General features: G+C 62.9%; 13 protein-coding genes and 1 pseudogene. All 14 read right to left on the minus strand.

What is annotated here, in order from left to right; genetic code table 11:
- Positions 1-2: 2 nt before the first annotated feature.
- The 14 genes and pseudogenes from ispH to AUL39_RS05165 all read right to left on the minus strand — a co-directional run bounded on the left by ispH (position 3) and on the right by AUL39_RS05165 (position 14,961).
- Complete coding sequence (gene ispH, locus AUL39_RS05100) at positions 3-845, minus strand: 4-hydroxy-3-methylbut-2-enyl diphosphate reductase (RefSeq protein ID WP_059054364.1); 843 nt, start codon at positions 843-845, stop codon at positions 3-5.
- Between the two features lie 2 nt (positions 846-847).
- The gene (locus tag AUL39_RS11450) at positions 848-1,603 is read right to left on the minus strand and encodes a lysophospholipid acyltransferase family protein (RefSeq protein WP_059054366.1); all 756 of its coding nucleotides are present in this window, start codon (positions 1,601-1,603) and stop codon (positions 848-850) included.
- Entirely contained in the window at positions 1,600-2,310 is a 711-nt protein-coding gene (gene cmk, locus AUL39_RS11455; RefSeq protein ID WP_059054368.1) for a (d)CMP kinase, read from the minus strand. Before cmk ends, AUL39_RS11450 begins: the two co-directional genes overlap by 4 nt.
- The gene (locus tag AUL39_RS05115; RefSeq protein WP_235810771.1) at positions 2,307-2,993 is read right to left on the minus strand and encodes a histidine phosphatase family protein; all 687 of its coding nucleotides are present in this window, start codon (positions 2,991-2,993) and stop codon (positions 2,307-2,309) included. Before AUL39_RS05115 ends, cmk begins: the two co-directional genes overlap by 4 nt.
- 1 nt (position 2,994) lies before the next feature.
- On the minus strand, positions 2,995-3,831 hold the full coding sequence (locus AUL39_RS05120; protein ID WP_059054887.1) for a pseudouridine synthase: 837 nt from the start codon (positions 3,829-3,831) through the stop codon (positions 2,995-2,997).
- Positions 3,824-4,540, minus strand: coding sequence for an SMC-Scp complex subunit ScpB (gene scpB, locus AUL39_RS05125; protein ID WP_059054370.1), 717 nt, complete (start codon positions 4,538-4,540; stop codon positions 3,824-3,826). The genes AUL39_RS05120 and scpB overlap by 8 nt, the downstream gene beginning before the upstream one ends.
- Positions 4,540-5,459 (minus strand): annotated as a pseudogene (locus tag AUL39_RS05130) (segregation and condensation protein A). Before AUL39_RS05130 ends, scpB begins: the two are co-directional and overlap by 1 nt.
- Before the next feature lie 6 nt (positions 5,460-5,465).
- The gene (locus tag AUL39_RS05135) at positions 5,466-6,173 is read right to left on the minus strand and encodes a site-2 protease family protein (protein WP_235810772.1); all 708 of its coding nucleotides are present in this window, start codon (positions 6,171-6,173) and stop codon (positions 5,466-5,468) included.
- A 19-nt stretch (positions 6,174-6,192) separates the two neighbouring features.
- On the minus strand, positions 6,193-6,474 hold the full coding sequence (locus AUL39_RS05140) for a hypothetical protein (protein WP_032112028.1): 282 nt from the start codon (positions 6,472-6,474) through the stop codon (positions 6,193-6,195).
- 10 nt (positions 6,475-6,484) lie between these two features.
- Positions 6,485-8,488 carry an ABC-F family ATP-binding cassette domain-containing protein gene (locus AUL39_RS05145; RefSeq protein WP_059054372.1) on the minus strand — a complete coding sequence of 668 codons (2,004 nt, stop codon included), beginning with the start codon at positions 8,486-8,488 and terminating at the stop codon, positions 6,485-6,487.
- A 90-nt stretch (positions 8,489-8,578) separates the two neighbouring features.
- Positions 8,579-9,052: a VOC family protein gene (locus tag AUL39_RS05150; protein ID WP_153001573.1), complete on the minus strand. Its 474-nt coding sequence runs from the start codon at positions 9,050-9,052 to the stop codon at positions 8,579-8,581.
- Between the two features lie 24 nt (positions 9,053-9,076).
- On the minus strand, positions 9,077-10,747 hold the full coding sequence (locus AUL39_RS05155) for a serine/threonine protein kinase (RefSeq protein WP_059054377.1): 1,671 nt from the start codon (positions 10,745-10,747) through the stop codon (positions 9,077-9,079).
- Between the two features lie 148 nt (positions 10,748-10,895).
- On the minus strand, positions 10,896-12,893 hold the full coding sequence (locus tag AUL39_RS05160) for a serine/threonine-protein kinase (protein WP_059054379.1): 1,998 nt from the start codon (positions 12,891-12,893) through the stop codon (positions 10,896-10,898).
- A 94-nt stretch (positions 12,894-12,987) separates the two neighbouring features.
- A complete protein-coding gene (locus tag AUL39_RS05165; protein WP_059054382.1) occupies positions 12,988-14,961 on the minus strand; it encodes a serine/threonine-protein kinase in 1,974 nt (657 codons plus the stop codon).
- Positions 14,962-15,042: the final 81 nt, after the last annotated feature.

Raw genomic sequence — 15,042 nt, forward strand, 5'->3', positions numbered from 1 at the left:
CCCTACTCCCCCATCATCGACTCAATTGCTGCCACAACGGCGCGGATCTGCGAGGCAGGGGTCGAGGCGCCAGCCGTGACGCCCACAAGGCCCGCCCCTGCAAACCAGGAAGGGTCAAGCTCATCGGCACCCTCGATATGATGCGTGCGGGGGCAGGCAGCGGCGGCAATCTCGGCCAGGCGCGTGGTGTTGGCAGAGTTTCGGCCGCCGATGACCACCATCACGTCCGCACGGGCCGCAAGCTCGGCGCAGGCGCCCTGATGTCCTGAGGTTGCCTCGCAGATGGTGTTGACTACGCGAAGCTCCTCTGTGCGCGAGAGCAGTGCCGAGACAACCTCGGCTAAGCGTGCCGCAGACTGCGTGGTCTGCACCACAACGCCGGTCTTGCGCGCATGCGGGAGTGCAAGCGCCTCCTCGGCCGTTCCCACAACTACGGCCCCCGGCGCATGGGCAAGGGTAGCGGTGACCTCGGGATGGCCCGCTTCGCCCACGATGACCACGCGATAGCCCTCCGCAGAGAGCTGCTCGGCTGCACGGTGCACCTTCTTTACGAAGGGGCACGTGGCATCGATAACGGACGCGCAGAGCTCTTGAGCCTCGGCCTCCTCGGCAGGAGTCACCCCGTGCGTGCGGAGGACAAGCGTGCAGCCTGCAGCGTCACGCGGATCCTCGACAACGGCGGCACCGCGGTCGGCCAAGCTTGCAACAACTCGCGGGTTATGGATCAGGGGCCCCAGCGTGCGGACGCGAGACGCCCCGTCCTTAAGGGCGTCCTCGGTCATCTCAAGCGCGCGCTCGACACCGTAGCAGGCACCGGCCTCGCGCGCCACCTCAACCGTCGCCATGGTTACATCCTCCCCGGGTGCTCTTCGCGAAGCTCATCTCTCAGCGCATAGACGGCGTCCATGCCAGCCTTCGACATTGCAGCGAGCTGGGCCTTCCTGCCCTTAACGTCCAAGGAGTCCCAGGTGATGGGGTCTCCCGCCTTGAGCCACACGCGGGAAAAGTGGTGCAGGTGACTGCCACGCTTCGTGATGTCGCGCGCGCCCACGATGGCCACCGGCTGGACCGGAGCGTGGCCAAGCTGCGCCATGAGCGAGTAGCCCTCGTGGATGGTCACGGGCTCGTCGTCGCTCTTGATGCGGGTGCCCTCGGGGAAAATGAGGACGCACTCGCCACGGTCAAGCGCTGCCTTAGCACGACGAACGGACTTCATGTCTGCGGTGCCGCGCTGTACCGGAATGGCGCCCACGCGGGTGAAGAACCAGGTGACTACCGGCGACTTGTCGAACTCGCTCTTGTAGATTGTGCGCACGCGAATGCCGTGCAGCCACAGCTGCACGATGATGATCACAGGGTCGAGCATCGAGCCGTGGTTCATGACGAGGACGCGTGGGGTCTTGTCGTCGACGAGCTTCTCCTTGTTCTCAACGCTCCAGCGCCAGCGAAACTGCGTCCATGCCATGCAAGCATAGACGGCAATGCCAAGAAACATGCGGGCCGGAAGCGGGAAGTTACGCATGCCCGTGTCGAAGTAGTCGTCGAAGCTGTTGCCATGGAAGGCGCGTAGGCGCTTCTCGGGCGCCTTCTTCTGCGCGCTCACGAACGGCCACCCGCGAGCGCGGCTTCAAGCCTGGGGTCAAGCGCGCAGATGGCGGCAACGACCTCGTCAACGCCCATCGAGGACGAGTCGATGTGGTGCGCGTCAGGCGCCGGCTTGAGAGGGGCGGTCTTTCTCGTAGAGTCAAGCTGGTCGCGGCGGTTTAGGTCTGCGAGGATGCGCTCCACCTCGGCGGGGTCGGCCGTTGCGCTGGCGTCCTTGGCGGCATCTCCGCCCTCACGCTGCACGGCGCGCCGCAGGGCGCGCGCGGCGGGGTCTGCCGTAAGGAAGACCTTCACGTCCGCCTTGGGGAAGACCACGGTGCCAATGTCTCTGCCCTCGGCGACTACATCGCCCGTCTCGCCGTAGGCACGCTGAAGCTCGACCATGGCGGTGCGCACTTCGGGGATGGCAGAGACTGCGGAGACGTTGCGGTCGACCTCTGGCGTGCGAATCTCGGCGGTGACGTCACGGCCGTTGGCGGTGACGGTCTGGCCTGCGGGCGAGGTGCCAAAGGTGATGGTGGTCGCGCGCGCGACCCGTGTCACGGCTGCCGCGTCCGCGGGGTCAATGCCCTGGCGCAGGCACTCGGCGGTGACGGAGCGATACATGGCACCCGTGTCGAGATAGGTGAGGTGGCACCTCTCGGCAATTGCGTGGGCAACGGTAGACTTGCCGGACCCAGCGGGCCCGTCGATGGCGACAATCATGCGTCCTTCCTTTCCGAGACGCCCCAGATGTCCCTGAGGTCGTATGGGTTTGGCTTGGTCGAGCGCTCTATGACCTCATCGGGGGTGAGGTTGAACCCGCCAAGGTAGAAGCTCTTCCCGTTACAGGTGTAGTACGCCGAGCACACGTTTGCCAGATGCACATTCCAGAAGCGGTCATACGGTACATCGTACATGGCGGCGATGAGAATGCGAGAGAAGCCCCCGTGGGTAACAAGGGCAGTTCTGCCGGCAAGCGGCCTCAGCTCGTCCATAAGATGGTTGGCGCGGGCGGTCGCGTGCTCGAAGGACTCCGCACCGGGCGCAGGAAGCGAGTGCCCGTACTCGTCAAGCGGCCAGGGGAACTGCGTAGGACCGGAGTTGCTCGCCTCAAAGCGCGTGCCCTCCAGCTCGCCAAAGTCAAGCTCCACAAGGTCATCGTCCACGCGGACGGGAATACCCAGGCGCTCCCCGGCCTCCTCGGCAAGATTACGACAGCGCGAGAGGGGCGAGCACCAAATGCGCTCGGGGCCAAAGGCCACAAGGGCGTCCACGCCACGCTCGCGCTGCCTCTCGCCGCGCGAGGTGAGAGGGACGTCCCTCCTTCCCGAGAAGAAGTGCTCAGTGTTCGCGGGCGTCTCCGGATGCCTCATGACAAGGATCCGCTGCCTCATGCCAAAGTCCACGCTAGTCGTCCTCCCCCTGATCGCCGGCAAGCCCGGCGCAAATACCCTCGATGGCCGCAACCTCCTGGGGTGTGAGCTCGCGCCACGAACCCTCGTCAACGCCCGTGAGGGAGAGCGGCCCAAAGGCATCGCGGTGGAGGCGCAAGACCTTGTGCCCTACCGCCTGCATCATCTTCTTGACCTGGTGCTTCCTGCCCTCGTGGATGGTGAGTCCCACCACGGCGTTGGGCTCACCACCACCCGTGCGGCCGGCGCCGTGGGGCGCCACCACCGAGTAGAGCGGGCTCTCCCTGCTGAGAAGCACGGCGCCGGCAGGCGACGCAGGCCCATCCTCGAGCATGACGCCGCGGCGAAGCCGCTCGAGGTCGTGCGCCGAGGGCGTGCCCGAGACGAGCGCCACGTAGTGCTTCTCGACGTGGCGCGAGGGGTGGAGCAGATCCTGGCCAACGTTTCCGTTGGTAGTGAAGAGGAGCAGCCCCGTCGTGTCCATGTCAAGGCGCCCCACTGGGAAGAGCCCCGGGAAGCGGTCCGTGGGAACAAGCTCGGCTACCGTGTGCCTACCCTGGGGATCGCTCATGGTGGTCACGTAGCCCGCGGGCTTGTAGAGCATGAGGTAGCACGGGCGCTCGAGGATGTGGCACTCGATGCCGTCCACGCTCACCACGTCCGTCGCAGGGTCGACCTTGCTGCCCAGCTCGCTCACGACCTCGCCGTTCACGCGCACGCGCCCAGCGGTCATGAGCCGCTCGGCGCCTCGCCTGCTGGCAACGCCGGCGCGGGCGAGGAAGCGCTGGAGCCGCATGGGATAGAGCCCGTCCTCGCGCAGCGGGTCACTCATCGTCCGCGTCACCGCCTGCGGCCTCGGTGTCCGCACTCTCCTCGGCATCTTCCTCGTCCGAGCCGTCACCGAGAAGGTCGCGCTCGTCGTCGATGTCGTCGGAGGTCTCCTCGAGGGTGGACTCAAGCGAGCGGCCAGAGAGACGCTCGCGGATGAACTGCTTGGACTGCTCGTCCGGGGCAAAGTCCTCGAGCGGCGGAAGGTCGCGGATGCTCCTCAGACCAAAACGCTCGAGGAAGGCTCGCGTGGTGCCAAAGAGCACCGCCTGGCCGTGCTCGGCGTCGTGCCCCACCTCGCGCACCAGGCCTTTCTCGCGCAGGGAAGCAATGACGCCGTCGGAGTTCACGCCGCGGATGGCGCGCACGCCCTCGCGCGAGACGGGCTGGTGGTAGGCAATGACAGCCAGTGTCTCCAGCGCGGCCTGCGAGAGGCGCCGCTGGTCCCACGACAACACGTAATCGGCAACCTGGTCGTGAAACGCAGGGTGCGTGAAGAGCCTCCAGCCACCTGCGACCTCGCGGAGCTGGAAGCCACGGTTTGCGTCGGCGTACTCGGCCGAGAGTTCCGCAAGCGCCGAGGCCACGTCACCCGGCGCGGCGCCCGTGGCCTTTGCCAGGTCTGTTGCCGAGACGGAGTCATCGGACACGAGGAGCAGGGCCTCCAGGAGCCCCTTGAGCGAACCGTCCTCAAGCCTCTCGAGACCTGCCATCACGCGTCCTTCCCCGTGTCATCCGCCTGCGCAACTTCGTCCTCGCCTGCGACCAAGACGTCGCCAAAACCAAGCTCTTCAAGGTCCTGCTCGTCCACGCCCTGCTCCTCCAGCTCGTAGATGACCGACTCGTCCATCTCGTAGGGGCTCGCACCCTCCACGTGCTCGATGTCGATCTCGCCGAAGTTCTCCTCCTGGCGCATGCGGAGCTTGTCCCTATGGTAGAGGTCGAGCACGGCCAGGAAGTTGGCAACCACGACCTCGGGCTCGCTCGAGCCGTCGAGAAGCTCGGAGAACGTGAGGTGCCCGCGGGAGCGCGCCAGTCTGTCGACCGAGGCAACCGTGAGCGCGATGGGCAGTCGCTTGGGCGCGTGTGCTCGGATTCGAGCAGGAACGTCTCGCGATGCGAGTCGATGTCGGCGCAGATGACGGCAAGGCTCCGAAGCGTGATGCCCTCGAGGTAGTCGGGCATGAGCCCCAGGAACTCCGGATCCGGTCCCACGGTGCGCGGCACCATGCGAGACTCAGCCTCCATGCGGCTGCCAAGTGCGGCGCCGGCATTCCGGAACTGCTTGTAGGTGATGAGTCGAGCGATAAGCACCTCGCGCGCCTCATCGGGAGAGAGGCCCGCGAGGTCGTCCTCCTCGTCCAGATCCTCCTCCCCAGCGTGCTGGGTGCGCGTGACGCCGCCCTCGGGGACAAGCGCCGCAGCCTTCATGTCCAGAAGCGTGGAGGCAACCAGCACAAAGTCGCTCGCAACGTCCAAGTCCAGGTCGCTCATGCGCTCGACCTCGGCAAGGTATTGGTCTGCCACCTCGGCAACCGAGATGGAGCCAATGGCCACCTTCTGCCTGCTTACGAGCTGCAGCAGGAGGTCGAAGGGACCCGTGTACGCATCTGTCTTCACACGCCACGACATGTGCCGTTATGCCCCCATAAGAAGGTCGTAGAGGGAACCGGCCGTTGAATCGAGAATCCATCCCAGGGGATCGACGCCAAAGGCGTAGGGGATGAGGTAGAGCACCACGATGAGGATGGGCATGGCGTACTGCTGCACCTGGTAGTAGGCGCGACGAGAGCGCTTGCTCCTAAAGAGGGGCGAGATGACCTTGGAGCCGTCAAGCGGGGGCAGCGGGATGAGGTTGAAGCACATGAGCATGAGGTTCACGTAGACGTAGGTAGAGAGAATCATGAGGGTCCAGTACGCCACGTCATACCACGGGTCCACGGCAAGCGAGCCGGACTGGAGTCCGCTGGTAAATCCCCAGTAGGCAAGCCGCCACACGGCGGCGCCCGCAAGCGCCTGGAGGAAGTTGCAGACAGGCCCCGCAAGCGCCACCAGCGCCTCGTCGCGGTTGCTCGTCTTGGGGTCGAAGTTCATGGGGTTGTAGGGCACCGGCTTGGCGTAGGCAAAGATGGGCCCGCCAAAGGCGCCCATAATGAGCGGCAGGAGGATAGAGCCAAAGGGGTCGATGTGCGCGGCTGGGTTGAGCGTGAGGCGCCCGGCGCGCTTGGCCGTGGGGTCCCCAAGGCGGTTGGCCATCCAGCCATGGGCCACCTCGTGCGGAATGGCGGAGAGCATGACGAGCCCAACCGAAATGAGAATCGAGATGATGCGCGAGGTCGAGAACACGTCTTCGCCCCTTTCTGGCCTAGATGCGATAGGCGGCCCTTGCGAGGAGCCAGTCTATGACAAAGAGCGCAACCGCGACAAGGGCGAAGTCTCCCCTGAATGCCCCGCCCATGGGCGTGCGAAAGACGAGTACCCCCTGGATGGGCTGGGGAATCGCTCCAGTCGCAAGCCCATTCACACCGAGAAGCGCTGTGTGGAGCGTACCCACGTCAAACGAGTCGACAACCACCAGCACGCAGAGCGCCACGGCAAGCACACGCACGACAACCGCAACAGCGTTGAGGGCTGTGCGCACTCCCATGCGCAAGGGGCTAAGCATCCTGCTCGCCCGCCTCCATAGCCTCGGAGAGCTCGAGCCATTCCTGCTCGAGGGCGGGGATCTTCTTGGAGAGTGCGTTGTACTCGCCCATGCACTTGTTGAAGCGGTCGGTGTCGTTGTAGAGCTCCTCGTCGGCCATGAGCGTCACGAGCTCGTTGTAGCGGTCGTGCGCGGGGCCAAGGGCCGCCTCGACCTCCTGCAGGCGCTTCTTGGTCTTACGGAGCGCCTTGCTCCTGCGGTTGCGCTCCTCGGCCTCGGCGCGGCGCTGCTCCTTGGTCTTGACGTTGCGGCCCGAGGTCTGGTCGGGAGCCTCGCTCGCTACCGGTGCGGCCTTTGCCTGCGCCGCCTTGCTCGTGGGCACATCCTGCCCAGCGGCAGCGGCCTCGAGCTCGGCGCGCTTGAACTGGTAGTACTCGTAGTCGCCGTCGTAGAGCGTCACCTTGTGGTCGCGCACGTCGACCACCTTGTTGGCCACGGCGCGTACGAGGTGCTCGTCGTGGGAGATGAGCACGATGGTACCGGGGAAGTGAACGAGGGCCTGCTCAAGCACGTCGACCGAGTCGATGTCGAGGTGGTTGGTGGGCTCGTCGAGGCAGAGCAGCGGGTCTGGAGCCACGAGCATCTTGGCGAGAGCGAGACGTGCCTTCTCGCCACCGGAGAGCACGGAGACCCGCTTGTCCACGTCATCCCCGTGGAAGAGGAAGGCGCCCAGGAGCCGACGCTCCTCGGAGGTGGTCCAGCCAGGGGCCACGGCGTCCATCTCCTGGAGGACGGTGTTTGCGGGGTCGAGCTGCTCCAGCTGGTGCTGGGCGTAGTAGGCGCAGGTCACGTTCTGACCAAGCTCAACCGAGCCGGCGTCGGGCGAGAGGTGCCCGTTGATGAGCTTCATGAGCGTGGACTTGCCGGCGCCGTTGGGGCCCACGAGCGCCACGTGGTCGCCGCGGTAAAGCGTGAGGTCAACGTGGTCGTAGACGTGGTTCTCGCCAAAGGACTTCGCGACGTCCTCCAGCTTCACCACCATGTCACCGGTGCGGGGCGGGTCCGGGAACGAGAAGTGCACCTTCTTCGAGCCCTCAGGCAAAATGACGAGCTCACTCTTGATCTGTTCGATGCGCTTCATGCGCTCCTGGGCCTGGGCGGCCTTCGTGGGCTTGTAGCGGAACTTGTCGACAAAGACCTGCATGTGGGCGATCTCTCGCTCCTGGGCCGCGCGCTTGGCGCGCATCTGCTCGAGGTTGTCCTCGCGCTGGCGCAGGTAGTCGGAGTAGTTGCCCGTGTAGGTGGTGAGGCGGCGGTTCTCGACGGCCGCCACGTGGGAGACGCAGGCGTCCATGAAGGAGCGGTCGTGGGAGACGAGAAGCACCGCGCCGTCGTAGGCTGCGAGGAAGTGCTCGAGCCACTGGACGCTCTCAAGGTCGAGGTGGTTGGTGGGCTCGTCGAGAAGGAGCAGGTCGGGGTGGCGGAGCAACAGCTTGGAGAGGGCGATGCGCATCTGCCAGCCGCCAGAGAAGTCAGCGGCAGGCTTGTCGAAGTCCTCTATGGGAAAGCCCAGGCCGCCGAGGATCTGGCGCGCGCGGGCGTCGAGCTCGTAGCCGCCCAGGCGCTCGAAGCGGTCCTGGGCGTGGCCGTAGTCCTCGAGCAGGCGGTCGAGCTCGGGGCCGGGCTTTGTGGTAGAGATCTTCGCCTCGAGCTCGGCAACGCGGCGCTCCCAGCCCTTGACCTCGTGCGCGGAGTCCACGACCTCCTGGAGGGCGGTCTTCTCACCGTCGATCTTGGTCTCCTGCTCGAGGTAGCCAACGGTGGTCTCCTTGGCAAAGGAGACGGTGCCCTCGTCGGGCGCCTCCTGCCCCATGATGATCTTCAGGAGCGTTGTCTTGCCGGCGCCGTTTGGGCCGACGAGCGCCCAGCGCTCACCGGCGTTGAGCTGCAGCGTTGCCTGCGTGTAGAGGACCCTTCCGCCAAAGGACTTGGTAATCTTGTCTGCGAGTGCTATCACGAGCTGTTCTGTTCCGTCCTTCTCAAGCAAGGCCGTCGGAACCCCGACGGCCTTGCGGGTGTGCTGTAGGTGTTGGCGCGATGCCTGGCGCTACTCGTCTACCGTCAGGTGGATCGAGAAGCCGCCGATCTCGTCCTTGAAGTAGATGAGGTGGGTGGAGCCGTCCGGGAACTTGGCACGGGACTCCTCGTTGAACTCGAAGCCGCGGTCCTCGAACCACTTCTGGGCAGCGTCGATGTCATCGACGTGGAAGCCGATGTGGCCCTTCTCGCCACGGCCGGCGCCCTTCATGATCTCGATGTAGGTGTCGACGAAGTACGACGGAGCAAGCTCCGTGGTGCCAAGGCCGAGAAGGGTTCCCAGCTGCTTGGTGATCTTCTCGGCGTTCTCCGGCGTGCCGCCGTTGATGCCCACGTGCGCAAGGCGCAGGCCAAGTGCCTTCTTAGGATCTTCCTCCGTGGCTGCCATGCTGACCAACCCCTCCCGCGCTTTGAATGTCCCACATGCTAACGAGCTCCATGTCCCTTTAGTATATGGGACCTGTTTGGATACGCGAGCGCCCATGAAGACCGCTGCAGCACATTACCATCAAACTGGCAATTCGAGTCCGGTCTTCAATCCGAAAAATAGTGCAGCACTAAGTCCGGATACGAAAAAGAACGAGAAGGCCAGGGTGCTGTCCCAATCGCTGCCATTGCTATGCGCTATGGCAAAAACGATGAAAAGCAGTACCAAAGACCCAATGAAGAATATGAGGCTCCCGATATAGGCTCCCCTGGAAAAGAAGCAGAGAAAATCCTCTTTGAAGTATCGTTTGTCCCCCTCGAGTGCATACACAACAGCTGCGCAAACAGCCGGTGAAAGCAAGACGAGGTAACCGGGGTTATCAAATGAAGCCAAGCTAATCCCGCTGGGCGTTGGATAGAATTTGATGGCAACCATAGAAGCCAAAAGCGCAATCACCAGAAGTGCCCAAATAACGCCCACTACCGCAGAAAGCCCGGACAAAAATGACTCTGCAGAAGTCTTATCGCGCTGAGACGCCTCTTCGTCTGTGACTGGAGTCGCCTGCACCCTGCTAGTCGCCACGCCATCGATTCTCATTGCTGCATTGTTATTAGCATAGTCGGACATAGGATCTTGTCCGGTTATGCGTTCTGGCTGACGATCCGTGCCGGTCCAACCCGAACCAACCGTTTGCTCAGGTGACTCGGCTTGAGCCTCATCTGCTCTTCCAGGGACGGCGCCGAATCCCTTTCCGATTGTAGCTTCCCCGGTTTCTTCCCAATTGGTGTCGGGCGAATCTGACTGAAGGTCTGTATTAACTTGGGTCGGCTCTACCGATTCCAATCTGGTTGCTTTCCCGTCAAGAAACGAATCTAGGTCTGCCACCATTTCCGCGGCGTTCTGGTAGCGGTCTCCCGGCCTGTAGGCGCACGCCTTCAGGACTATCCGGGAGAGCTCCGCTGGGCATCCCTCGGGGGCGGGGATCTCTTCGCCGGAGAGCCTCCTGGCCTCCGCGCGTGCGGCGTCGTCTGCGGTGAGCATGCCCTTCGGCATGAAGGGCAGCCGGTACCCGTCCAGCATCCACCACATCACGAGCCCGAGGGAGTAGATGTCGACCGTCTCGCCGTAGCGTCCCTTGGTAACCTCTGGCGCCATGAAGGTGGCGGTCCCCGCCATGGTGGCGGTCATGGTGCCATCGAAGCTGCGGGCCACTCCGAAGTCGCCGAGCTTGAAGTGGCCGAAATTATCGACCATGATGTTGGCTGGCTTCACGTCGCGGTGGACGACGCCCTCCCCCTCGCAAGCGGCAAGGGCCCTCGCGACGTCGCGGCCGACGCGCGCCGCGTCGCTGGGGCCGACTTCCCTCCCCCTCACCCATTGGGGAAGCGGCGTGAGGAGCTCCATGCGGATGAACACGTCGTAGCCGGGATCGTTTTTTCGCGCGACCTTCTCCACGTCCTTGACCGAGACGACGTTTGGGTGAGAGAGCCCCGCCATGATCTGGTACTCGCGCAGGACTGCGTCCGCCCGGTCCCCGTATGTCTGGGAGAGGGTCCTCTCGTCGTACGCGAGGCTGAGGGAGTCGTCCCAGCCCTCCTCCGGGGGCACTCCCACCACCTTGAGCGCGCAGCGCTCCGGCTTCCCCGCAAGCTCGCGCTCAATCTCCCACACGCTTCCGTAGGAGCCTCGGCCGAGCAGACGGACCGCCCGCCAGCCGGGCCAGGGAATCTGGACGTCGGGAGATTCTGCCATGGTTCTGCTCCTTACGGGGTTTGTGCGGGTGGGCGCACGGGTTTGATATCACCAATACATTACACCCATACGTATAGCCTACGCGCAGCCGAGTTTGTGGCTACTGACTCCGCGGGCGCCATAAGGACTCGACAAGCTCAATCAGAGATCAGCCGGCGCCGACGGTTTTCCCGGCTTCCTCGTCTGGCCACGAACTGCTACTTCGCGCTCTTCCAAAGCCTCTGCCAATGGTGGCGTAACCCTCCTCGCCCCAGTTGACATCGTCTGCCTGTGCATTATTGGCTGCACCGTTCTCGCCTCTCATGTTTGCATTATTCGCAGGTGCAGGCTGACCATCGCCCCGGCCGGAGAAAGTGAGCCTTACGTAAAGCGAACCAGGGGAATCGCTGGCGTCTCGCGCACCAAGCCCGCGCACGCGCAACGTCATCCCGTCCCTCGCGTTGGCTGGGACGGCAAGGCGAACTGTCCTGCCGTTTGGTCCTTCGAACGAGACCTTCTCGCCCCTGTCTGACGGTACGACGTAAAGGCTCGTACGCACATCCGTACCGCTCTGAACGTACTGGGCATGTGCCCTCTTGACAGCGGGAACCTCTCCACAGGGCTTCTCACCACTCACCGTCGGATTTCCCGAAGCCTCTTTCTGTTGAGGCTTGGGGGATGACGAGGGTTTCTGCTTTGAAGACGACGAGGGGTTCTTCTCCGTCACTCTCAGGACCGGTTGCCCGACCTTGAGCTGTGCATCCTCACTTACGACGGGAATCAGCGCGCTGACCGTGTTCTCCTTGGTAAAGCTGGCGTCTAACCAGACTGATCCGAGCTGCGTGAGCGGGGATGGCACGTCCATGAGACGGTCGCCCGCCCTCACCTGGTCCCCCTCCTTAACGTGGACCTCGGAAACTACTGTTGCAGAGTCCTGGTAGATGTAGGCAAGGACGCTGGTCTTAACAAGATCGTTCTGGATTTCAAAGAGCCTGGGGTCCTCTTTGGTGTCCACCATCGTGACTGTGCCCGACACGGGGGAAGCGAGGTATTTGGAATAGAGGGTGTCAGTGCGTAGGATGCATAGTTTGACAAACTCATTGCTTATCCAGTATCCCTCCCAGAGCGGTTCGTCCACCGCACCCTTGAAGAAGTCATTGCCCTTGTTCACTTCGCCCGAGGCGGGCGAGAAGACAAAGGGGGCGGTGGGAGCAGCTGGTTCTTGGCTGGGAACATCGTTCTTCTCGGTTACCTGAGGGTCCCCTCCCCCAGAGAGCAGCAGGTCAAGGTCATCGAGAAGGTCTCGTGCCGACTGGTAGCGATCGGCCGCGCTGTATGCGCAGCAGCGCAGCACGATGCGTCCCATGTTGGGAGGACAACCAGGCGGAACGGGAATGCGTTCTCCAGTGAGCCTGCGACGCTCGGCATGAGAGTAGTCACCTGGCGAGAGCTTGCCTTTTGTCATAAACGGCAGGCGGTATTCGTTAAGCGCCCAGTACATCACGAGACCAAGGGAGTATATGTCGACGGTCCTGCCATACTTCTCTCTCTTTACGACCTCGGGTGCCATGTAGGTGGCGGTGCCGGCCACGGTCGCCGTGTGAGTGCCCTCCATGGTGCGGGCCACTCCAAAGTCCCCGAGCTTGAAGTTGCCCCACTCGTTGACCATGATGTTTGCGGGCTTAATGTCTCGGTGGACGATGCCTCGCACCTCGCACGCAACGAGAGCCGTCGCAATATCATGACCAAGCCTTGCCACTTCGCGCCACGAGAGCTTGCGCCCGTCTATCCACTTGACTAGGGGTGTGAGAAGCTCCATCCGTATATAGACATCCCATCCGGGGCCGCTCGGTTGCCTAGTGATGGAGATGTCTTGGCAGGCGACCACGTTTGGGTGGTTGCCGATTGCCTGCACGAGCTGGTACTCCCTGACGAACTCCCTCGCTTGGTCGCCGTAGCTCCTCGAGAGCGTGCCCTCGTCGTAGCCCATGGCATAGCTGTCGGCTGAGGCGTCAAAGGGCACGGAGATGACCTTGAGCGCGCTCTTCTCGGTGAACCCCTCGACATCGCGCTCTATTTCCCATACGCTGCCGTAGCCGCCCCGCCCTATACGGCGAACTGGCGTCCAGCCAGGCCAAGGAATCCTAATGTTGGAGCTGTAGTTCATACAGTCTTCTCCCACGTTGTACATTCGCAAACAATCTCTCGTCCATCGGGCGTCAGAAGGTTGCGAACGACCTGCCTTGACTTCGATTGAGGCTTCAGATAACGTCGCGCCACGCCAAAACTGCAATGGCCACCCCGATGCCAAAGCCGATGACCGCACCGACTGATCCACCACTCTCAAACCCAATGCCCGGGCCGATAAGGCAAGGGAAAAGCATCACGAATAGCAGATCCCCGACACACTTTTTGCCGTCCTTGGGGTTCTGCGACGGCTTGGACTCCTCCTTCAGCGTGCTGACTGCGGCTTTGGAGGACCTGGCAGATATCGACTCCTGGGTGGAAATAATTGCGTCGCCTGTCTTTACTCTCGTCCCGACGCTTACGGTAGGTCTAAGCGAAGCGGGCGCGTGGTGAACCGCAACGCAAACCCACAATGTGTTACTGTGTCCCACCTGGTCCGTGTCAATGAGGAGCAGGGGTCCGCCAACTACGACCTCCTTGTCAGTCGTGTAGAGGGGATAGACGGCGTCATTATCGTTAGCTTTAAAGTCTCGGTATTCGTCCAGCAAGTTCCAACTGACGTTTACATCAATACCGTCATTGGTGAGAATTGTTACACCATCTAGCCTTTCGTTTGAATAGCTCCAGCCCTCGTATGCAACCTTGCCCCGTACAGGCGCCACGACCATGAGATCGTTGCCGGATACAATCGCGTCAGTCTCAATCGCTATTTTGAGCTTGCCAATGCTGAAATCCGAAACACTCACCACCGTGCCGGCAACGGGCGAAGTTACGATCTCCTCCCCCTTCTGGATTACGATCTTCTCTCCCTTCTGGACCGCCGCCCGACTCAATACGTTGACGAGATTCTTTTTTGCCGACGCGGTAAACGAGGTGACTTCGACGGGCTTGGGGATCCTCCTAGTTGTCGGGGTCACGGTAGCGTGTGGCGACTGGACGCTCGTCGGTGTCCTGCCCACGGTTGCTGGCTCGTCATGAAAAGAGTTTGCATGTATAGCCGAATTGACGCCGAATCTCTTCCCCACGGTGGCGTCGGTCGTCTCACCCCAGTCGGTGTCGTTGGGGGTATCGGCGTTAGGGCTGCTCTGTTGCACAGCAACGTCAACTTCGACCTTTGGGGTTACAGTGGAGCCTGATAGGACGCCGCCGGCAAGGAACGCTTCAAGGTCGGTAACCATCTCGGCAGCGGATTGGTAGCGGTCCTCAGGTCGGAAGGCGCAGGCGCGAAGGACGATGCGGACGAACGCGTCTGGGCAGCCGGCCGGTGCGGGGATACTTTCGCCCGCGAGCCTCCTCGCCTCTGCGCGGGCAACGTCACCGGAGGCAAGCCTGCCAGCGGGCATGAACGGTAGCCTGTAGTCGTTGAGCAGCCACCACATAACAAGGCCGAGCGAGTAGATGTCGACGGTCTGGTTGTAGCGATCGTGACGGATGACCTCCGGCGCCATGTAGGTCTCGGTGCCGGCCGTGGTTGCGGTTCGCGTGCCCTCAAGGGTGCGAGCCACGCCGAAGTCACCGAGCTTGAAGTTGCCCCACTCGTCTACCATGATGTTCTCGGGCTTCACGTCGCGGTGAACGATGCCTCGGGACTCGCAGGCCGAGAGGGCTCGCGCTACATCGCGGCCAATACGAGCCGCGTCACGGACGGCGATTTCCTTTCCCCGTACCCACCTGGTGAGCGGCGTCAGGAGCTCCATGCGTATGAGGACGTCGTAGCCCGGCTCGCCCACGCGCGCAATCTTAGCGAAGTCCCTGCACGAGACCACGTTGGGGTGCGAGGAGAGCCCAGCCATGAGGCGGTACTCCCTCAGCACCGCGTCCGCTCTCTCATCGTATGTGGCAGAGAGGGTCCCCTCGTCATATCCAAGACCGAGCGAGTCATCGGCCTCGCCTTCTGGGGGCACGCCTATCACCTTGAGCGCACCGCGTTCGGAATCGCCCGCCACATCGCGCTCGATCTCCCAAACGCTGCCGTAGGTACCGTGCCCCAGACGGCTCACCACGCGCCAGCCGGGCCAGGGAATCTCTACGTCAAGGTTCTCAGACATGGCTTCGCTCCTGATTGGGTTCGACTCGGGATGACGAACAGATCATAAGGTTACTTGATTACGTTACACCAATACGTATCG

The sequence above is a fragment of the Tractidigestivibacter scatoligenes genome (genome assembly GCF_001494635.1).
Taxonomy (GTDB): Bacteria; Actinomycetota; Coriobacteriia; order Coriobacteriales; family Atopobiaceae; genus Tractidigestivibacter; species Tractidigestivibacter scatoligenes.